Genomic DNA, 19,978 nt, shown 5'->3' with positions numbered 1-19,978 from the left:
TCGGCACAGTTTCGTCAGAACTTCCTGACTGACGCCAGAGTCGGCAAAACACTACGCCCTCTTTTGTACAGGGGGCTGCCAACATGCAACAGGTCATCACTGCAGATCGCGGACTTGCGCTCGCGCTGGAGAGTGCCAGCGAGTCGACATCGACCACCTGTCTGGCGGTCTCTCGGCTCGGCAGCATCCGCACCAACGCAGCAACGTTTACGTTGTGGGTGCAGCTGCGTGGGCGCGCGTGGGTGGAGTCCAAGGAGGGGCGGTTTCGTTTGCGTGCTGGCGACTGGATTGCCTTCGATAAAGACTCCCATCCCACCGTGCAGGCAGACCGCAGCGCGCTGTGTGTAGGCGTCAGCCTGGACCACGATAGCCTGCAATCACTCGCCGAGCTGACCGATGCCACGCTGTATCCGGGCCGCGCTCAGTTGTCGTGCAGCGATCTGCGCATTGCACTGCGGCTATGGCGTAACGCTGCAGCACAGAGCGGCAGTGCATCCGCCCGCCCGCTGCTGCTGCATCTGGCGGCGATGCAGCGCGACTTCACCGAACAAGAGCAGCGTTGCCCGGGCCGCTCGCGCAGCCGTCGGCGTCAGGTGTTCGGCCGCATGCAACGTGCGCGGCTGTACCTGGAAGGCAACAGCGATCGTGTGGTGCGCATCAGCGAACTCGCACAGCTGACCAACTTTTCGAGTTGGTACGTTTCCAAGACGTTTCAGAGCTTGTATGAAGAAAGTCCGCAGGCGCTATCCGCACGCTTGCGTCTGGAACGTGCATCGGACTTGTTGCGCGATACCTCGATGATGATCGGCGAGGTAGCAGCCGCAAGCGGCTTCGACAATTGCTGCAGCTTCGCGCGTGCGTTTCGTGCGCGCTTCGGTGTCTCCGCATCGCACTACCGCGACCAAACAGCAAATCCGCCAGATTCGGCAAAGCCACGGAACGTGACGCGCAAAGCGACGGCGTTCACGCAATCGTAATTTGCACAGGGGCGCTTAACGCGCCACTAACGAACCCTGGAGAGATTGATGAACCTTCGCACCTCCGCAGTGCGGCTGGGCCTGTTGCCCGCCGGTATTGCGATCGCGTTGACGCCGGCTTTCGCCGCCAATGCACAAGAGCAGTCCGCCCCGTCGACCACGACGCTGGATCGCATTGAAATCACCGGCTCGCGCATCCGTTCGGTCGACGTTGAAACTGCACAGCCGGTCTTCACCGTGACCCAGCAGGACATTCAGAAGTCGGGCTTGGTCAGCGTTGGTGACATTCTCCAGAATCTGTCGATTGCCGGCACCCAGACCTATAGCAAGGCTGCCGTGCTGACCTCGAATCCCGAACAGGGCGGCCAGTACGTCAACCTGTACAACCTGGGCGAGAACCGTACTCTGGTGCTGGTGAACGGCAAGCGTTGGACCAGCAGCCTGGCTGGCCTGAGCGATATGTCCACCATTCCAAGCTCGCTGATCGAGCGCATCGAAGTGTTGAAAGACGGCGCCTCGGCAATCTACGGCTCCGACGCCGTGGCCGGTGTGGTCAACATCATCCTGCGTAAGAACTATGACGGTGCAGAAGCTTCGGCGTACTTCGGCCAGAACGGTCGTGGCGACGGCTCCAAGGAGCAGTACTCCTTCACCGCCGGCACCACCACCGACCGCGCGTCGCTGGTGTTCGGTGTCAATTACACCAGCGAAGACCCGGTGTGGGCCAAGGCTCGCCCGTTGACGCGTTACTCGTCCGGTCCGAACCACATTGAAGACGGCTTGAGCGCAACCGGCCCGTGGGGTCGTTTCACCTCCGGCGGCGAAACCTACGTCCTCAACCACACCGGTTCGTTCGACGGTAAGGGCGTGGGTGCAGATTCGCGCAATCTGGCCAACTACCACAACGACATCACCACCGACGACTACTACAACTCTATCGATCAGATGATGTTGCAGCAGTCGAGCAAGAATAAGTCGATCTTCACGACCGGCAGCTACAACATCACCGATAGCATCACCTTCAAGTCGACGGCGATGTATTCCGAGCGCGACTCCAATCGCCAGATTGCCGGTTACCCGCTCAACGCGCGTTCGCAGCCGCAGTTTCCGGTTGCGATCAGTGGCAGCAGCTACTACAACCCGGTCGGCCAGGACATCACCAGTTGGTTCCGCCGGACGGTTGAACTGCCGCGCACCACCGAAAGCAACGTCAAGTCCACCCACTTCGATGCGGCTCTGGAAGGCGTGTTCGACGTCGGCAGCCACGGCTGGAACTGGGACGTGGGCTTCAACTACAACAAGTACGATGTAACGCAGGTTTCGCGCGGCAACATCAACTTGCTGGCGCTGCAGAAGGCACTGGGTCCGTCGTTCCTCAATGCACAGGGTCAGGTGCAGTGCGGTACCGCAGCCAGCCCGCTGCCGCTGGGCACCAGCAATGCGTTGGGCCAGTGCACACCGTTCAACATCCTGGGTGGCCCGTCGGCGTCTACGCCGAACGCGCTGCAGTACATCAACTCGCTGGGTCAGGCCACGCAGCAGAGCCTGAGCAAGCAGTGGACCGCCAACGTCACCGGTGGACTGTTCGACCTGCCGGCCGGTGAGCTGGGCTTTGCAGCAGGTGTCGAACATCGCGAGATCAGCGGTTACGACTACCCGGATCAGCTGTCCAGCGCTGGTTACACCACTGACCTGGCCGCGCAGCCTACCGAAGGTCGTTACCAGACCAATGAAGCCTACCTGGAGTTGCTGATTCCGGTGCTGAAGGACCTGCCGGGCGCCAAGGAACTCTCGTTCGACGTCGCTGCGCGCTACAGCAACTACAGCCGCTTCGGCGACACCACCAATAGCAAGTTCAGCTTCACCTGGAAGCCGATCGACGACTTGCTGGTGCGTGGCACCTACGGCACGGGTTTCCGTGCGCCCACCTTGGATGACACCTTCGGTGGTGGCTCGCAGAGCTTCGATGCCTTCACTGATCCGTGCGATGCCACCTTCGGTTCTCTGGGCAATGCCGGTGTAGCAGCGCGTTGTTCCGCCGAGGGTCTGGCGAGCAACTTCCGTCAGACCGACACCGCGAACAACCCCGTCACCAAGCGCGACGTGCAGGGCAACTCCCCGTTCAATGCCGGTGTTGGTAATGCCGAACTTGAGCCAGAACGCAGCATCACCCGTACAGTCGGCATGGTGTATAGCCCGCATTGGGTGCAGGGCCTGGACTTCTCGCTGGACTGGTACCGCATTTCGATCTCCAACATCATCACCGCGCTGTCGGCCAATGATGTGTTGAACAACTGCTACCTCAACAGCCTGGCCACCTACTGCGCCGATTACGGCCGTGACCCGATTACCGGTCAAGTCACCACGCTGAGCCGCGGCAACGTCAACCTGGGTCGTCTGGAAACCGAAGGCTACAACTTCGGCGTGCGTTACCGCATGCCGGAAACCGCCTACGGCAAGTTCGCGTTCAACCTGGACACCAACTACCTGGCGACCTACAAGTCGCAGGCGCAGTCGGATGCGGATTGGGCGAACTCCGCGGGCTACTGGAACTTCCCGCGCGTGCGTGCCACCTTGGGTCTGGACTGGTCGCTCGGTTCGCTGTCGGCTAACTGGGATCTGCGTTACTACGGCGGCTTCCGCGATTACTGCTGGGACGCATCGGCAGGCATCGAGTGCAACGACCCGAACTACCAGACGCCTAACCCGGGTTGGGGTGGCGGCACCGGTTCCAACAAGAAGGGCTCGATTTCCTATCAGGACGTCTCGGTCACTTGGCAGGCTCCGTGGGATGGCAGCGTGACGGTTGGTGCCCGCAACATCTGGAACAAGCAGCCGCCGATCACCTATTCGATCACCAACAGCAGCACCGCTGCGATCGATCCGATGCTCGACTACGACCGCTTCCTGTTCGTGCAGTACAACCAGCGCTTCTGATCATCGAAGCGTCGTAACGAAAAGCGGGCCGAAAGGCCCGCTTTTTTTATGTGCTTTATTCCTGGAGCCGCGATGCGCCGAACAGAACGCTTATGCGCTGTGTCGTTCGCCGGCGTTGAGTCGACCTTTGCATCGCCACTCGGAGGGGTGCATCCGTCGTCCGGGAAGTCCTGCAAAAGCTGCATGCTGCAACGGATGCTGCACCGCTCAGCGCTATCGGCAGCGCCAACGAAAAAGGCGCGAACATGTCGCGCCTTTTATCGTTTTACGATCGGCAACCGGTGCCGAAACTCACGCCTCAGCAAGCCCCAGCAACGTGTCGGCTTGTTCGCGCCAGCTCGGCAGGCGGGCGATGACGCCGACCTTGCTCAGATACTCTTCGTCCACGCTTTCGCCGCTGGCCAGTGCCGTGGCCACATGCACTGCGCCGGTGACCCAGAAGCTACGCAAGCTGGAACGCTGCGGATGGCGGTGGAAGGCCACCGCTTCGATGATCGGCATCGGCAGGCCCCACAGGCCGAGCAGGTAGGCGCCGGCTTCGGTGTGGCCCAGGCGTTCGTCGCCGCCTTCGGCCGGCGGTTCGCGCTCGTCGCGCACGCCAGGCAGCAACAGGCCAATATCGGCCAGCAATGCGGCAGTCGAGCCGAGTTCGGCGCTGGTCGGCGGCAATACCTTGGCCGCAAGGCGCGAGGAGAGCAGGGCGCGGCGCTGCATCGCGTTGCGCTCGGCCGGGGTGAGCGTCTGCACCGAAAATACTTCGCTGGCCAGCACCAGGTCGCGCAGCGTCGCCACGCCCAGGCGGGTGACCGCCGTGCGCAGGTCGGTGATGCTGCGTCCGCCGGAAAAGAACGCCGAATTGCACAACTGCAGCACCTTGGCCGCGATCGCCGGGTCACCGGAGATGAGTTTGGCGATGTCGGCCGCATCGGCGCCATCGTCTTCTTCCAGAGCGTGCATCAGGCTCAGATACAGGTGCGGTGGCGAGGGAAGTTTCTCGATGCGTCCGATGGCCGCGCGCAGGCGTGGATTGCTGAGCAGGTCGCGCAGCTCTTCCAGGCTGGTGACGGCTTCGAGCAGCACTTCCGGCGCCAGCGGCATCGGCAAGAAGCGATGTGCCACGCCGATGATGCGGGCCGGCGGCGTGCGCTGGCCATCCTGCGCATCGATCAGCGCAATACGAATGGTGTCCGGGCGCAGCGTGCGGATCTGCCCCAGCAAGGTGGCGGCAGTCAGGTCCGGCAATACCGGCGCAACGATGACGGCGTCGAATGGCGACAGGGCGGCAGCTTCGATCGCCGAATTGCCATCGGCCACCTGTTGCGCCTGCCACTGGTCGCCGAGATCGGCAACATAGTCGACAAGGTCGGACGGAAGACCGGCTTCGTCCCCAACAAACAGAATACGCAAGACACTTCCCCAGAAGTCACCGATGACAGACACCGGCCAAACGCTTTCGGCACTGTACCCAATCTGCCGACTGCGGTCACCGGGATCACGCCAGAAGCGTGATCCCGGTCGCCCCGTACATGCAGGGCAGCATCACGATCGATAGATCAGGGTGCGTCGGAATTGTAGCGTTCCACCGACTCCACCAGGATGCGCTTGGCCTCAGCCGCGCCGCCCCAACCATCGAGCTTGACCCACTTGCCCTTCTCCAGGTCCTTGTAGTGTTCGAAGAAGTGGCCGATGCGCTCCATCCAGTGGCTGGACACCTGGTTGATGTCTTCGATATGCGCGTAACCGGAGAAAATCTTCTCGATCGGCACGGCCAGGATCTTTTCGTCGCTGCCTGCCTCGTCGCTCATGCGCAGCACGCCGACCGGACGGCAGCGCACCACCGAGCCCGGGACCAGCGGCAGCGGCAGGACCACCAGCACGTCGGCCGGATCGCCATCGCCGCACAGGGTGTTGGGCACGTAGCCGTAGTTGCAGGGGTAACGCATCGGGGTCGACAGGATGCGGTCGACGAAGATCGCGCCGCTGGCCTTGTCCACTTCGTACTTGACCGGCTCGGAATCCTTGGGGATCTCGATGACGACGTTGATTTCTTCCGGCAGATTCTTGCCAGAGGTGACCAGTTCAAGGCCCATGCGGTTAGCTCCGAGGCGTCAGCAGTGTGTGGAGCGCGATTCTACGCGTTCGGCTGTTGCGCTGCAGCGACACTGAATGGGCAATCTCCTGACCGCTGCGTGCGGCATAGCCCACGTTCATCGCGGGCGGCTCCCCGATCGTTGCGGCCCGGCTGGCGGGGCACGCTGTCGGCTCATCCCTCGCATAGGAAGTGCCATGTCCAGGCTCGCGCGTTTGCTCCTCGTTTTGCTGCTGTCCCTCACCGCCCAGATTGCCGCTGCGGCCACGCCTGCGCCCAACTTCGTGGATGCCGTGGATTGGCCTGCCAATGGCGAAGGCTGGGAGACGTTCATCGATCTGGAGCAGCGGCTGGATCGCGATTTCGACAATATCTGCGGCGATACCTTTTGTGCTGGCGAATTCAGCGACTACCAACCGCTGCGCTTCCGGTGCTCCGTGCACCGCATCACCGGAGTGGTGCGTAGCTGCATCTGGACCTTCGGTGCCAGCGAGGTCAGCGTCGACCCCCGCACTGGCTACCTCCGCTCGGACAGCCGTGTCTGGCGCTGCACGGCGCCATTGAAGGACGGCACCCGCCTGGACGAGATGTATCGCACGCTTGCGGTCACCAATCCGCTGTTCGAGCCACTGCCGGGTGGCGCGCCGCCGATCTACGACGGCTTGATCGGCTGCCTGTGATCGATGGCCGAAGCCGGGGGCCTTGCCAGGGCTGGCGGGCCTCTTCTGCGAGGGACGCCACCGTCGCATCAAAGATGGGCGTCGCCACTGCAGCAGCGGGCGCTATGGCGATCCTGAGCTGGGCAGTGCAGCTGCCGAGGCGGCCTGGTGGCGCTCTAGCTGGCGTCGTCCCCAGGCTGTAGCGTCGCCATTGACGGCAATGACGGGCTGCGATCTGCTGCAACTCACCTGGTTGGTCTAGTGCTTCCCGTCAGCATGGCCGCAGGTCCTACGACCTGCGGCCACTGCACCGTTACAGCAGTGGCACGAGCAATAAGGCCACGATATTGATGATCTTGATCAATGGGTTGATCGCCGGCCCCGCGGTGTCCTTGTACGGGTCGCCGACCGTGTCGCCAGTGATTGCGGCCTTGTGCGCCTCGCTGCCCTTGCCGCCGAAGTGACCGTCTTCGATGTATTTCTTGGCGTTGTCCCAGGCGCCGCCACCGGTAGTCATCGAAATCGCCAGGAACAGGCCGGTGACAATTGTCCCGATCAGCAAGCCACCCAGCGCACGTGGCCCAAGCAGTAGCCCGACCACGATGGGGACCACCACCGGCAACAACGAAGGCACGATCATTTCGCGGATCGCCGAGCGGGTCAGCATGTCGACGGCGCGGTCGTACTGCGGTTTGGCCGTGCCGGCCATGATTCCGGGGATCTCGCGGAACTGACGGCGGACCTCTTCGACCACCGCACCGGCCGCGCGGCCCACCGCTTCCATCGCCATCGCACCGAATAGGTAGGGAATCAGTCCGCCAATCAGCAGCCCGATGATCACCGTGTGGTCGGACAGATCGAAGGCGAAGACTTCAGTGGGATGGGCCGCCTGCAGGTTGTGGGTGTAGTCGGCAAACAGCACCAGCGCGGCCAGCGCCGCCGAGCCGATCGCATAGCCCTTGGTCACCGCCTTGGTGGTATTGCCCACCGCATCCAGCGGGTCGGTGATCGCGCGCACCTCCGGTGGCAGCTCGGCCATTTCGGCGATGCCGCCGGCGTTGTCGGTGATCGGGCCATAGGCGTCCAGCGCCACGATCATGCCGGCCATCGACAGCATTGCCGTTGCAGCGATCGCGATGCCGTACAGTCCGCCGAAGTGGAACGCGCCCCAGATCGCTGCGCACACTGCGATCACCGGCAGCGCCGTGGACTTCATCGAGATGCCCAGGCCGGCGATGATGTTGGTGCCGTGTCCGGTCGTGCTGGCAGAGGCGACATGCTGCACCGGCGCGTATTGGGTGCCGGTGTAGTACTCGGTGATCCACACGATCAGGCCGGTGAGCACCAGGCCGATCAATGCGCAGGCATACAACGCCGTTGCACCGTGGGCGTTGTCGCGCATCAGCGACTGGGTGATGGGCCAGTAAGCCAAGGCCGCCAGCACGCCCGACACGATCACGCCTTTATAGAGCGCGCCCATGATCGAACCGCCGGCTTTGACCTTGACGAAGGCCGCACCCACGATCGAGGCGATAATCGACACGCCGCCCAGCACCAACGGATACAGCACCGCATGTGGCCCGGTCTCGGTCAGGGTCAGGCTGCCGAGCAGCATCGTGGCGATCACGGTGACTGCATAGGTTTCGAACAGATCTGCGGCCATGCCTGCGCAGTCACCGACGTTGTCACCGACGTTGTCGGCGATCACTGCAGGGTTGCGCGGATCGTCTTCGGGAATGCCGGCTTCGACCTTGCCGACAAGATCGGCGCCCACATCCGCGCCTTTGGTGAAAATGCCGCCGCCCAGGCGCGCGAAGATCGAGATCAACGACGACCCGAACGCCAAGCCGACCAATGCGTGCAGGTTTCGCTCCAGTGGCAGCCCCATCGCTTGCAGCGCCGCAAAGTAGCCGGCCACGCCGAGTAGCCCGAGGCCGACCACCAGCATGCCGGTGATGGCGCCGCCCCGGAACGCGACATCCATCGCGCGGCCGATGCCATGCCGCGCCGCTTCAGCGGTACGGACATTGGCGCGCACCGACACGTTCATACCGATATAGCCGGCCAACCCCGATAACACTGCGCCAAGCGCAAACCCGACCGCGGTGTACCAACTCAGGAACAGCCCAACCAACACGAACAGCACTGCGCCGGCAATCGAAATGGTGAGGTATTGCCGGTTGAGGTAGGCACGCGCGCCTTCCTGGATCGCGGCGGCGATCTCCTGCATGCGTGCATTGCCGCTCGGCTGCGCGACCACCCAGCGCGCCGACACGATTCCATAGACGATTGCCAAAACCGCACAACCCAGCGCAAGCCACAACCCGTAGTGTTCCAGCATGACCCCTCCCAAGAGAATGGATGTCGTCCGGTCGGGACGAACCAAGGGCGATGCACACAACGAGTGGACTGACAAATACGGACTCGGCGGCCCTGGGCCGTAATGCGCGTCGCGAATGTTCAGGTGGCCGGATCGCGACCGAGTATGCGCCGCAGCTTCCATGGCTGCCAGCGCTGCGGCTTTGGCGCGTCGTTCAGTTGCGGCATGACAGCCTGCGGCAAACGTGATCCGGTCGACCAGGAGTCTCCATGTCTCACCATGCTGCGCAAAAATACGCCGCAATGCTTGCAACGCTGTTGCTGACCAGCCAAGCGTTTGCGGCAGATCCTCCGCCTGAGCTCAAGCAGCGTGCGCCCGGCACCGCACAAGCGGTTGGTGCGGTGCACACCTTGCGTCAGATTCCGGAAGCCTGTGCGCGTCTGGAAGGTGTGTTCACCGGCAATGCTGCACAGCCATACACATTGTCGGTGATACGCAGCAGCCCCACCTGCCAGCCGCGCGCACGCTTCGTCGATTTCGCAAAGGCTACGCCGAGCGTCGCCTCGGGATGGATCTTCAACGATGTGATCCGCGTACTGAGCGCAGCCTGCCCGGCACAGCAAGCCGTCGTACGCGTTTGGCGCAAGCCGGTGGATGCCAAGCCGCAGCTCGATGGCCAAGGCCAGTCGCGCATCTATCTGGAAGACGCTAAACAGCAGGCCGCTGCCGGCAAGATTCCGCAGGTGCCGATGTTTGCTGCGCAGATGACGTTGGAAGGCAAGGCGTGCCAGCAATGAGGTCGTGTCCGCATCGGGCTGGATCCCGATGCGGACATCGCGTTTATTCGGCGCGTTCGAGCTTGGCAGCCATGCCATCGAATGTCGCTTGATCTGACGGCGACAGATTCGGGCGGCCTGCGAGAATTCCCATGGTGATACCGCCCTGAACGTAATAGGTTTCGCCAGCGTCGACTTCAATATTCAAGACATCCTTTTTTTCCGAGTGCACGGTGTACTGATGGGCACCCGGTTCGACGAGGGATACAAAGTATTTACCGCTGCGCAGTTTCCCCAGTTCGGTTTCGCCCTCTCGCACTTTGAATCCGACTGCCCCGCCGGCGAATTTGGAAGGCCGAAAAAACACGATCTGTGCCTTGTCTGCCGGCGCAGGGCCGATCATGGCCGTTCCAACCGAAACGTCGGGCTCGGCGGAAGCAGTATTCCCTGCATTGATTGGCATCGCCATGGCCTGAGCTGCTGTCAACAATAGGGCAAGCTAGGTGATACTCAACACTTTACGCATAGTTACTCCAGTGGATTATTGGAAGGAGATTCGTAAATTGCGCAGATTGCGCGAGGTATTGCGACTGCAATTTTTGCGGTGCCACGTGTGCTCGGCGGCATTTCGATCTGTCCGCCACGGATAAACATTCCCAACGGTCCGCCCAGCGTGGCAATGCCAATGGCCGACGCGCTGTGATCTTTTCCAGTTGCGCCTAAGTTGAAACTGCGTAATGCGATGGTTTGCGTGTTGCATTGGAGGCTGCGCGCTGCAAGCAGAAGTTCGCCCGCTGCACCGCCACTGCGAGCCGCTGCGGCATGCACGACCTCTCCTATGCCCGGCATTCCCGCTGCCAGCACCTGCTGTCCATCAATGACCAAAGGCGCTGCCAGTCTCAGCCTAAAACGATCACCGCGTCGATGTGTTGCCGAAGACAGCGCTTCGGCCAGCTCTATGGTGACAAGCGTGCCTTCCGGAACAATGGAGTCGGACGATTGCGCACTGTCAGCTGCCGGCCCAGTGTTGGAAGATGGCTGCGACCGCGGCTGCATCGCATCTGCGGGCCGATTCACTTGGGCTGCCCACGCGTTGCCAGTTACTAAATGCAACGCGAGCAACCACGTTGCGCCCGCCGTTGCCCACCGGGATGGCGTTCCTTGCACTGGTATCTCCCCTGAATGCAGCGACGACCGGCGCAGTCGTCGTGCAAGCGAAGCCTAGCGTCACTTTTGCATCGCGCCAATGTCGATGCTGTGCGTTTCTTTGATTCGGCCACGCCCGCAGGCGTGACAGACTACGCGCATGACGCGTTGCGGCTCATGCGCGCGGTTGCAAACTCACCCTTCCCAGGCCGGCAATTTTTTCGCCACCGCCACGTTCTTCAAGGTCACATACTTCGGTAACCCATCGGTGCCGTAGGTCAGCGGGGCTTCGCCTTTGATCAATGGGGCGAAATAGCGGCGGGCACGCTCGGTGATGCCGAAGCCGTCCTTGCGCAGGAAGCTGGGTGGCATCTTCTTTTCGTGATTGGCCACCTTGTGCAGCGGGGCGGGCACGATCTTCCAGCGATAGGGGGCGTCGCTGACGCGTTCGATCACCGGGATCACCGCGTTCATGCCCTTGAGGGCGTATTGCACGGCGGCCTTGCCGACGGCCTGGGCCTGTTCCCAGTCGGTCTTGGAGGCGAGGTGGCGTGCGGAGCGTTGCAGGTAATCGGGCAGCGTCCAGTGCACCTTGTAGCCGAGTTCCTGCTTGACCTGTGCGGCCAGGAACGAGGCGACGCCGCCGAGTTGCGCGTGGCCGAACGAGTCGGTCGCACCGCCGGCATCGGCGACGAATTTGCCATCTGTGTCCTGGATGCCTTCGCTGGCGACGACCACGCACCAGCCCACCTTCTCTACCACGTGCTTGACCTTGGCCAGGAATGCGGCCTGGTCGTAGGCGCGCTCGGGCAGCAGGATGATCTGCGGCGCCTCGTCCGGGCCTTGCCCAGCCAGGCCTGCGGCGGCGGCCAGCCAACCGGCGTGACGGCCCATCGCCTCGTAGATGAAGACCTTGGTGGAGGTGTCGGCCATGGCGGCGACATCCAGTGCAGCCTCACGCACCGAGACGGCATTGTATTTGGCCGCCGAGCCGAAGCCGGGGCAGGTGTCGGTCACGGCCAGGTCGTTATCGATTGTCTTAGGGACGCCGATGCAGTGCAGCGGGTACCCGTAGGCCTTGGCCAGCTGCGACACCTTCCATGCGGTGTCGGCCGAATCGTTGCCGCCGTTGTAGAGAAACCAGCGCACATCGTGTGCGCGCAGCACATCGAGCAGGCGCTCGTAGTTGGCGCTGTCCTGTTCCAGCGACTTGAGCTTGTAGCGGCACGAGCCAAATGCGCCGCCGGGCGTCTGCGCCAATGCGGCAATGGCTGCGGCCGATTCTTTGGAGGTGTCGATCAGCTCCTCGCGCAGCGCGCCCAGGATGCCGTTGCGGGCAGCCAGGACCTTGATCTTGCGCGCACGCGCTTCGGTGATGACGCCGGCGGCGGTGGCGTTGATGACGGCGGTAACGCCGCCGGATTGGGCATACAACAAGTTGCCAGTGGTCATAAGGGGACGGGCTCCTCACATGGGGACATGGCGCAGGGGGACAGTGCCGGGACATTCCCCGGATGCGGTAAGCTGCACGACCATAAGGTCAGTGCTGGCGAAGGCTTGAGTCTAACGCCGCCAACCGCAACGCGTTTTTATTCGAAAGTGGAGTCCACTGATGCGATTGGTTCTATTGGGACCGCCCGGTTCGGGCAAGGGCACCCAGGCGACACGTCTCAAAGACACGTTTGAGATCCCGCATATTTCTACCGGCGACCTGTTACGCGCCGAAGTGGCCGCCGGCTCGCCGCTGGGTCTGAAGGCCAAGGAAGTGATGGCACGCGGTGATTTGGTGTCCGACGATATCCTGCTCGGCATGCTCGAGGCGCGCCTGGGCCAAGCCGATGTCGCCAAGGGTTTCATCCTCGATGGCTATCCGCGCAATGTGGCACAGGCCAATGCGCTGGATGCGCTGCTCAGCAAGATCGGTCAGCCGCTGGATGCGGTGGTGCAATTGGATGTGGCCAGCGAATTGCTGGTCGAGCGCATCGCCGGGCGCGCCAAGGCCGAAGGCCGCGAAGACGATAACCCGGAATCGGTGCGCAAGCGTCTGCAGGTCTATACCGATTCCACCGCACCGGTGATCGGCTTCTACGAGCAGCGCGGCAAGTTGGCGCGCGTGGATGGCGTGGGCTCGCTGGACGAGGTGCTGGAGCGCATCCGCAAGGCGCTCGGCCGCTGAGTCGGCAGGGACCGGGCGCAAGGCCCGGTCGTTGGCAGTCGCCGCGTCTGGCCGCGCTGCGTTCTCGTCGGGATCGCCGAAAAGAAAAACCCCGGACGTACAAGACGTCCGGGGCAGAATAACGCCAGCAGTAGGCTTGCTCAGAGCCCCAACAGCATGAGCTCCCTGGGGATTTGGCCTCTTGGGGAGTAGGACCAAAGGGATGCTGCGACTGGCGTTCAGCATGGTGATGGATGTGACGCAGTTCGCATATCGGGAAATTCCCGACAGTACGGTAGGAATTCCCCGACACCTGGGCTTGCGTTGGATTGGAATGTCCCGTAACTCCGGCGATCGGCGACAATGGGCGGCATGACCAAACTCCACATTCTCGGCATCGCCGGAACTTTCATGGGCGGTGTGGCCGCCCTGGCGCGTGAGCTGGGCTGGCAGGTGGAAGGCAGCGACCAAGCCATCTATCCGCCGATGTCCACTCAGCTGGAAACGCTGGGCATTGCGCTGGCCCAGGGCTATGCGCCGTCCAATATTTCGCCGGACGCGACCGATATCGTCGTCGGCAACGCCTTGTCGCGCGGCAATCCGGCAGTGGAAGCGATGCTGGATGCCGGCCGCCGCTACACCTCGGGTGCGCAATGGTTGGCCGAGCAGGTGCTGCCTGGCCGCGACACGCTGGCGGTGGCAGGCACCCACGGCAAGACCACCACCACCACGATCCTGAGCTACCTGTTGGAGGCCGCTGGGCGTGCGCCGGGGTTTCTGATCGGTGGCGTGGCCGAAGACTTCGGCGTGTCGGCGCGGCTGGGACAGGGGCGTGAATTCGTGGTGGAAGCCGACGAGTACGACACCGCGTTTTTCGACAAGCGCAGCAAGTTTGTGCACTACCGGCCACTGGTGGCGATCCTCAATAACCTGGAATACGACCACGCCGATATCTTCCCGGACGTGGCAGCGATCCAGCGCCAGTTCCATCATCTGGTGCGCACAGTGCCGGCGCGCGGGCGGCTGATCGTCAATGGCGAAGACGCGCACCTGGCCGAAGTGCTGGCGATGGGCTGCTGGACGCCGGTGGAGCGCTTCGGTTTCGATGCGTCGCTGGACTGGAGCGCGCGTTTGATCGCGGCCGATGGCAGCGCGTTTGCGGTGCTGCACCGTGGTGTGGAGATTGGCCAGGTGCAGTGGCCGCTGGTTGGGCGGCACAACGTATTGAATGGGTTGGCGGCGTTGGCGGCAGTACGGGCGGTTGGCGTCGATCCGGCGACGGTGATGCCAGCGTTGGTGCACTTCCAGAGCGTCAAGCGACGGCTGGAAGTCATTGGTAGCGCGCGTGGGATCACCGTGTACGACGACTTTGCACACCATCCCACCGCCATCGCGACGACGTTGCAGGGCTTGCGTGCGAAGGTCGGTGCAGCGCGCGTGGTGGTGGCGATGGAGCCGCGCAGCAATTCGATGCGACTGGGCGCGCACGCGCAGGCGTTGGCGCCGTCGCTGCACGATGCTGACGCAGTGGTGTTTCTGCATCGGCCGGAACTGGCCTGGGACGCCGCACCGATCATTGCGCAGGTCCGCGGTGAGGCGCGCGTGGTACAGAACGTGGATGCATTGCTACAGACGCTGGGCGAGATCGCGCAGCCGGGCGACCATGTGGTGTTTATGTCCAATGGTGGCTTTGATGGTGCGCCGCGTCGCTTCCTGGCGCAGCTGTCCTGATGGTGCCGCTCTTGTCCGCCGCCGAGACCGGCGCCTTGCCGTTGTTTCCCTTGCACAGCGTGTTGTTGCCGGGCGCGGCGATGGGGTTGCGTGTGTTCGAACGCCGCTATCTGGATCTGGTGCGCGAAAGCGGCCGCAATGGCACGAGCTTCGGTGTCTGCCTGATTCTGGACGGCACCGAGGTCGGTGCGCCGGCCACGCCGGCTGCCTTCGGCACCGAAGTGCGTATCGAGGATTTCGATGTCGGTGCCGACGGTGTGCTGGTGCTGCGCTTGCGCGGTACGCGTCGCTTCCATGTGCAGCGCTCGCGCATCCGCGACAACGGCTTGGTGGTGGGCGAGGTGAGTTGGTGCGAGCCTGACAGCGACGACGAATTGCGCCCCGAACATAGCCTGCTGGCCACGGTGCTCGAGCGTATGCTCGAACAGGTGGGTGGCGAATTCGCCTCGGTGGGGCCGGGCTTGCTGGACCAAGCCGCCTGGGTGGGCTGGCGGTTGGCCGAGCTGTTGCCGCTCACCGAACAGCAGCGTCTGTCGCTGTTGCAGCAGGACGACCCGCATCAGCGGTTGGATCAATTGCTTGCGTGGATGCCGTGAGACGCCGACGCACTGACGCGGACAGTCCCATCACCGCACTTGCACCGCTGCAACGGCACACTCGCCACGCTTGAGTGCGTTGCCGATGACATCCACGCTCTGGATGCGCGCAATGGCCGCACTCGCTCTCGATCCACGGAGTGAGCCTTGATCATCGATGTCAAACCGCGTGTGGCGGATGTAGTCAGTCAGGTCTGGCGGACCCTGGCGGTGTTGTTCGTCTGGGATGTGTTGATCACGATCATCTACTACGTGTTGCCGTTCCGTGCGCCGGCGTTGCCGCTGACCATCTTCGGTTCGGCGCTGGCGTTATTCCTGGGTTTTCGGGCCAATTCGACCTATCAACGTTGGTGGGAAGGGCGCGTGCTGTGGGGGCAGATGATCAACGCATCGCGCAATCTGGTGCGTCTGAGCATGAGCATTCTGTCCACGCCGGACGCCGCAACGGTGGGGCGCACAATTGCGCTGCGTCAGATCGCTTACGTCAACGTGTTGCGCTGCCAGTTGCGTCGGTTGCCCGTTGCCACAGCACTGCAGTCGCGTCTGGATGCCGATGAAGTGGTCGCGGTGAGCACCCGCACCAACGTAGCCAACGGCTTGCTCGACATCACCGGTCGCAGCGTGGAGCAGGCGCGGCGCGAAGGCTGGATCGACAGCATCCAGCAGGCCAGCGTGGAGCGCATCCTGGTGGATATCGCCAACGCACAGGGCGGCATGGAGCGTCTGAAAAATACCCCGCTGCCGTACCAATACCGCTTCTATCCGAACCTGTTTACGCGGCTGTTCTGCGTGCTGCTGCCGATCGGGTTGGTGGAGACGCTGCAATATGCCACGCCGGTCGGTTCGACCGTGGCCGGCTTGATGTTTCTGGCGGTGCTCAAGATCGGCGACGAGCTGGTCGACCCATTCGCCAACACCATCCACGACCTGCCGCTCGACACGATGTGTCGTACGGTGGAAATCGATGCGTTGCAAGCCATCGGTGAACCGGCGCCGGAACCGATGCAGCCGGTGGATGGCGTGTTGTGGTGAGGCATTGCACGCTCGACCAACGCAGCCTGCGCACATTCGAACGGCGTTGAAGCACAGTATCCCGGTCGCCTTGCGAGATGCTTGAACGGTTCGGATGGTTGTAGAGCGGCCAGCCTGCCAGTTCCTGCCGGGTCCTTGCCCGGCCACCATCGTGGCACTGGCTGCAAGTACGTCCCTGTACCCGCCGTGGCGGCATCCATGTCGCCGAGGGTCCGGCGACGGTGGGCGGGCAAGCACCCGTCGAGATGGTCGGTGTGTCAGTGCAGGCGACAGGCGACGTTCGCTGGCGATGTGACAAGGGCTGGCCCGTTGGTAGCGCCCAAGCAGGAAGTCCAATCCTCTCCGTATGACGAGCTGCTCTCTCGCGCCACCAGCCAACTGTCGGGTGCGGTGTCCTGGCCGATCGCGGAACCGTTGGCGGCATGGATCGCGCCATCGAGCCTCCAGGGATGGGTTCAGCGTGTGCCCCGCGAGCGGCGAGGACACCGCGCACTCGACGAGCTAAGCTTTCACCCAAAAAAATGCGGATGTGTCCAGACGGCGCCAGCACGCTACCGCGATCGCTACGGCGTTCAACTGGCATTGCTGTCAGCCCTCTCTACAGTACTGCGCGATCGTGCCCCGCTTGCTATTGCTGCAAGATCAATCAACGACGCTGTTGTGGCGGCCCCGATCCAGCAGGATTGAACGCAGTGGTTTCCGCGCGCGGTGCAACGTTGTCTTTGGTCTCGCCACGCACCGCACTGCCCGAGGTGGTGTCGATCAGGATCACCGGCACCTGCGAGCGACGACGCTGTTGCATGCGATGCGGCAGCGGGCCGAGTGCGTCGCGCAATGCGCTCAATGCTGGATCGACGCCGCGCAACGGGTACCACAAGCCGATCAGGCTGAAGTGGCGGCTGTAGCGCAAGGTCTGGGTGCTGCCGACCCATAGCGGTTGTGCATCCGGCTGCAGGCGTGCGGCCGCCGGCCACAGACGCAGCACATGCACATGGCCGGGCGCGGCGTGGCGCACCATCAACAGCGCTTCGACCTGGGTGTCCAGCGTGGCTGGCAGAATCGGTACTTCGTCCGGGCGGCCGCTGACATCGAGCAGATGCAGCGCTTGTTCCCAGCCAGCCTGCGGTTGAGCCCGCCAGCCGCGCGCTTCCAGCTGGCGCTGCAACGGGGCGAGTGGACCGGCCAGCTGCACGTCCAGCGGCCAACGCTGATCGTCGTCGAATTCGTTGCGGCGTGCCGGTAGCAGGCGCCATTGGCCTTCCCACCAGGCGTTTGCCGGCAACTCCATCAACAGCGGTGGCGGCGGTTCGAACTTGGCCAGCTTGGTGTCGAGATTACGTGGCGCAAAGAAGATCGCGCAACTGACGAACACGCCGTAGAAGATCCACGACACCGGCTTGACCCAGAACGCGCGCGTTGCGCGGCGGCGATAGGCAATGCCCAGCACGAGCAGCCAGAAGATGCCGAACAACATGCCGCCGACCACATCGCTGAGCCAATGCGCGCCCAGGTACAGGCGCGCGAAACCGATCAGCGACACGATGGCGCCGCTGACCAGGTACGGCCATACGCGGCGGCGGCCGGGCAACTCGCGCGCGATGAGCAGCGCGAAAAAGCCGAAGCCAATGGTGGCCATGGTGACCGCCACGGACGGAAACCCGAAGCCGCTACTGGCTGCAGGCGGGCGCACCACCTGCACGGTGGCGCCGAGGAGTTGAGTCAGCGCAAGGCCGAATGCCAGCGCGATGACCCAATGGGCCACGGCCATCCAGCGACGGCGCCAGGCCAGGTAGCCCATCGCGGCGGCAATGGCCGGCAACAGCACTTGCCAGTCGCCCAACGAGGCCAGGGCGACCATCGGGTAGTCGGCCAATGGGTTGCGCAGCGCCAGCATCAGGTCGTGTACCGCCAGGTCCACGCGCAGCGGCTCGCCATGCGCCAACACCACCATCAGCAGCACGAACCAGCCCCAGCCGAGCAGCAACAGCATCAAGGCCATCATGGCCAGCGGCACCGATTCGCGACGGCGCGGATCGAATACGCTGACCGACCAATTACCCAATACCGGATGCCGATGCGACCACTCCAGCAGGCGTGCCAGCAAGGCATCCAGGTGGCCGGCGGACCAGCGGTACGAATACAGCACCACCGCCCAGGCAAGCCCGATCACGGCCGCCAGCAATGCAACCACCACGAATAGCCGCCCGGCCACCGCGGCGACTGCATCGTAGGCGGTGCCCAGCACCCAGCCCGGCACCAGGAACAACAACGCCCACGACACGCAGGCCAGGCCGCTGGCGACCAGGTAGCGCTTGAACGGCATGTGCGACATGCCGGCGATGGCCGGCACGAACGGCCGCACCGCGCCGACGTAGCGCGCGATCAGGATGCTCTTGAAGGCATTGCGCCGGAACAGCAGCTCGCCGCGTTCCAGCAACTGGGGATAGCGGCGGAACGGCCAATACGTGTGCAACTGGTGACCCCAACGATGGCCCACCCAGAAACTCAGCGCATCGCCGACGAACGCGCCCAGGGTGGCGCAGACCACCGCATACGGCCCGTTGATCTGGCCGAGCCCGATCAGCACGCCGATGGCGAACAGCAACGGCAGCGCGGGCACGATGGCGCCAAGCACGATCACCGCATCACAGAATGCGATGGCAAAGATCACCACGCCAGCCAAGGTGGGGTGGTGTCCGATCCACTCCAGCGTGGCGTCGATCCATGAGTTCATTCCCGAATTATAGGTGGGCATGGCGACGACTGACTTGCGCCACGCTCACATCTGGCGGTTGGCTTCACCTGCGGTTGCAACCAGGCGGCCGCGCGCGCCGATGGCATCGGCGTGCACATCAATGGCGGTAGGGCGATGCCGCCCGCCTACAATGGGGGATGAGTCACGAGCCCACCGGCAATCTGCCGCTGAAGTCCGATACGTTCGGACGCATTTTGTTGATCCGCGATGGCGAGCACGTGTTCGTGCGGCGCGACCTGAGCGTGGCGCCGTGGCTGTTGCGCGGCGTGGCCTGGTGGCTGGCACGTCGCGAAGCGCTGGCGCTGCGGCAGCTGGATGGCCTGCCGCACACCCCACGTTTGCTGCAGTGGGACGGGCGCCATCTGGACCGCAGTTATCTAGCCGGCGCTGCGATGTACCAGCGCCCGCCGCGCGGCGACCTGGCGTATTTCAGGCAGGCACGCCGGCTGTTGCAGCAACTGCATCGTCGCGGCGTGGCGCACAACGATCTGGCCAAGGAAGCCAACTGGCTGGTACAGGACGACGGCAGCCCGGCAGTGATCGACTTCCAGCTGGCCGTGCGTGGTCACCCACGCGCGCGCTGGATGCGTCTGCTTGCCCGCGAAGATCTGCGGCACCTGCTCAAGCACAAGCGCATGTACTGCCCGGCCGCACTCACCCCGGTGGAACGCCGCGTGCTCAAACGCACCTCCTGGGTACGCGAGCTATGGTTCGCCACCGGCAAACCGGTCTACCGCTTCGTGACCCGCCGCGTGCTGCACTGGGAAGACAACGAAGGGCAGGGACCGAAGCCCTGAGGGGCCGG

At 63.5% G+C, this 19,978-nt stretch carries 16 protein-coding genes; 9 read left to right on the top strand and 7 right to left on the bottom strand.

Going from position 1 to position 19,978, the window contains the following annotated elements; all coding sequences use genetic code 11:
* The first annotated feature begins 83 nt into the window (after positions 1-83).
* Both XpruCFBP8353_RS04200 and XpruCFBP8353_RS04195 read left to right on the top strand, forming a co-directional pair.
* Positions 84-977: a helix-turn-helix domain-containing protein gene (locus XpruCFBP8353_RS04200; RefSeq protein WP_101362037.1), complete on the top strand. Its 894-nt coding sequence runs from the start codon at positions 84-86 to the stop codon at positions 975-977.
* Positions 978-1,025: 48 nt separating this feature from the next.
* Positions 1,026-3,914 carry a TonB-dependent receptor plug domain-containing protein gene (locus XpruCFBP8353_RS04195; RefSeq protein WP_162300937.1) on the top strand — a complete coding sequence of 963 codons (2,889 nt, stop codon included), beginning with the start codon at positions 1,026-1,028 and terminating at the stop codon, positions 3,912-3,914.
* Between the two features lie 291 nt (positions 3,915-4,205).
* On the opposite strand, the gene XpruCFBP8353_RS04190 is transcribed toward XpruCFBP8353_RS04195, so the two are convergent.
* Positions 4,206-5,354, bottom strand: a complete 1,149-nt coding sequence (locus XpruCFBP8353_RS04190; protein ID WP_162300936.1) for an HDOD domain-containing protein — start codon at positions 5,352-5,354, stop codon at positions 4,206-4,208.
* 113 nt (positions 5,355-5,467) lie between these two features.
* Positions 5,468-6,004, bottom strand: coding sequence for an inorganic diphosphatase (ppa, locus tag XpruCFBP8353_RS04185; RefSeq protein WP_005990841.1), 537 nt, complete (start codon positions 6,002-6,004; stop codon positions 5,468-5,470).
* A 196-nt stretch (positions 6,005-6,200) separates the two neighbouring features.
* Between ppa and XpruCFBP8353_RS04180 the strand changes: the two genes are divergently transcribed.
* Positions 6,201-6,683: a hypothetical protein gene (locus tag XpruCFBP8353_RS04180; RefSeq protein ID WP_101362034.1), complete on the top strand. Its 483-nt coding sequence runs from the start codon at positions 6,201-6,203 to the stop codon at positions 6,681-6,683.
* Between the two features lie 292 nt (positions 6,684-6,975).
* On the opposite strand, the gene XpruCFBP8353_RS04175 is transcribed toward XpruCFBP8353_RS04180, so the two are convergent.
* Positions 6,976-9,003, bottom strand: a complete 2,028-nt coding sequence (locus XpruCFBP8353_RS04175) for a sodium-translocating pyrophosphatase (protein ID WP_101362033.1) — start codon at positions 9,001-9,003, stop codon at positions 6,976-6,978.
* Between the two features lie 248 nt (positions 9,004-9,251).
* Here XpruCFBP8353_RS04175 and XpruCFBP8353_RS04170 point away from each other — a divergent pair, with 248 nt between their 5' ends.
* Complete coding sequence (locus XpruCFBP8353_RS04170; protein ID WP_207759571.1) at positions 9,252-9,779, top strand: hypothetical protein; 528 nt, start codon at positions 9,252-9,254, stop codon at positions 9,777-9,779.
* Positions 9,780-9,822: 43 nt separating this feature from the next.
* Here the strand turns inward: XpruCFBP8353_RS04170 and XpruCFBP8353_RS04165 are convergent, their stop codons facing one another.
* From XpruCFBP8353_RS04165 to XpruCFBP8353_RS04160, 3 genes are all read right to left on the bottom strand, one after another.
* Positions 9,823-10,227 carry a DUF2846 domain-containing protein gene (locus tag XpruCFBP8353_RS04165; RefSeq protein WP_101362031.1) on the bottom strand — a complete coding sequence of 135 codons (405 nt, stop codon included), beginning with the start codon at positions 10,225-10,227 and terminating at the stop codon, positions 9,823-9,825.
* 59 nt (positions 10,228-10,286) lie between these two features.
* Positions 10,287-10,814 carry a hypothetical protein gene (locus XpruCFBP8353_RS23325; protein ID WP_133125616.1) on the bottom strand — a complete coding sequence of 176 codons (528 nt, stop codon included), beginning with the start codon at positions 10,812-10,814 and terminating at the stop codon, positions 10,287-10,289.
* Between the two features lie 285 nt (positions 10,815-11,099).
* Positions 11,100-12,356, bottom strand: a complete 1,257-nt coding sequence (locus XpruCFBP8353_RS04160; protein WP_101362030.1) for a 6-phosphofructokinase — start codon at positions 12,354-12,356, stop codon at positions 11,100-11,102.
* Positions 12,357-12,516: 160 nt separating this feature from the next.
* Between XpruCFBP8353_RS04160 and XpruCFBP8353_RS04155 the strand changes: the two genes are divergently transcribed.
* The 4 genes from XpruCFBP8353_RS04155 (at position 12,517) to XpruCFBP8353_RS04140 (ending at position 16,418) form a co-directional block, all read left to right on the top strand.
* Entirely contained in the window at positions 12,517-13,080 is a 564-nt protein-coding gene (locus XpruCFBP8353_RS04155; RefSeq protein ID WP_101362029.1) for an adenylate kinase, read from the top strand.
* Positions 13,081-13,422: 342 nt separating this feature from the next.
* Positions 13,423-14,790: a UDP-N-acetylmuramate:L-alanyl-gamma-D-glutamyl-meso-diaminopimelate ligase gene (mpl, locus tag XpruCFBP8353_RS04150; RefSeq protein WP_207759570.1), complete on the top strand. Its 1,368-nt coding sequence runs from the start codon at positions 13,423-13,425 to the stop codon at positions 14,788-14,790.
* Complete coding sequence (locus XpruCFBP8353_RS04145; RefSeq protein WP_101362028.1) at positions 14,790-15,386, top strand: LON peptidase substrate-binding domain-containing protein; 597 nt, start codon at positions 14,790-14,792, stop codon at positions 15,384-15,386. The genes mpl and XpruCFBP8353_RS04145 overlap by 1 nt, the downstream gene beginning before the upstream one ends.
* Before the next feature lie 147 nt (positions 15,387-15,533).
* Positions 15,534-16,418 carry a bestrophin family protein gene (locus XpruCFBP8353_RS04140; RefSeq protein WP_101362027.1) on the top strand — a complete coding sequence of 295 codons (885 nt, stop codon included), beginning with the start codon at positions 15,534-15,536 and terminating at the stop codon, positions 16,416-16,418.
* Between the two features lie 646 nt (positions 16,419-17,064).
* Here XpruCFBP8353_RS04140 and XpruCFBP8353_RS04135 read toward each other — a convergent pair.
* Positions 17,065-19,152 (bottom strand): bifunctional DedA family/phosphatase PAP2 family protein, encoded by a 2,088-nt coding sequence (locus tag XpruCFBP8353_RS04135; RefSeq protein WP_101362026.1) that lies wholly within the window; start codon positions 19,150-19,152, stop codon positions 17,065-17,067.
* A 158-nt stretch (positions 19,153-19,310) separates the two neighbouring features.
* On the opposite strand from XpruCFBP8353_RS04135, the gene XpruCFBP8353_RS04130 reads away from it, so the two are divergent.
* Positions 19,311-19,970 (top strand): serine/threonine-protein kinase, encoded by a 660-nt coding sequence (locus XpruCFBP8353_RS04130; RefSeq protein ID WP_101362025.1) that lies wholly within the window; start codon positions 19,311-19,313, stop codon positions 19,968-19,970.
* Positions 19,971-19,978: the final 8 nt, after the last annotated feature.

Origin of the sequence: Xanthomonas prunicola (genome assembly GCF_002846205.1) — a bacterium.
Taxonomy (GTDB): domain Bacteria; phylum Pseudomonadota; class Gammaproteobacteria; order Xanthomonadales; family Xanthomonadaceae; genus Xanthomonas; species Xanthomonas prunicola.
This window is presented reverse-complemented; position numbering and strand designations above follow the sequence as displayed.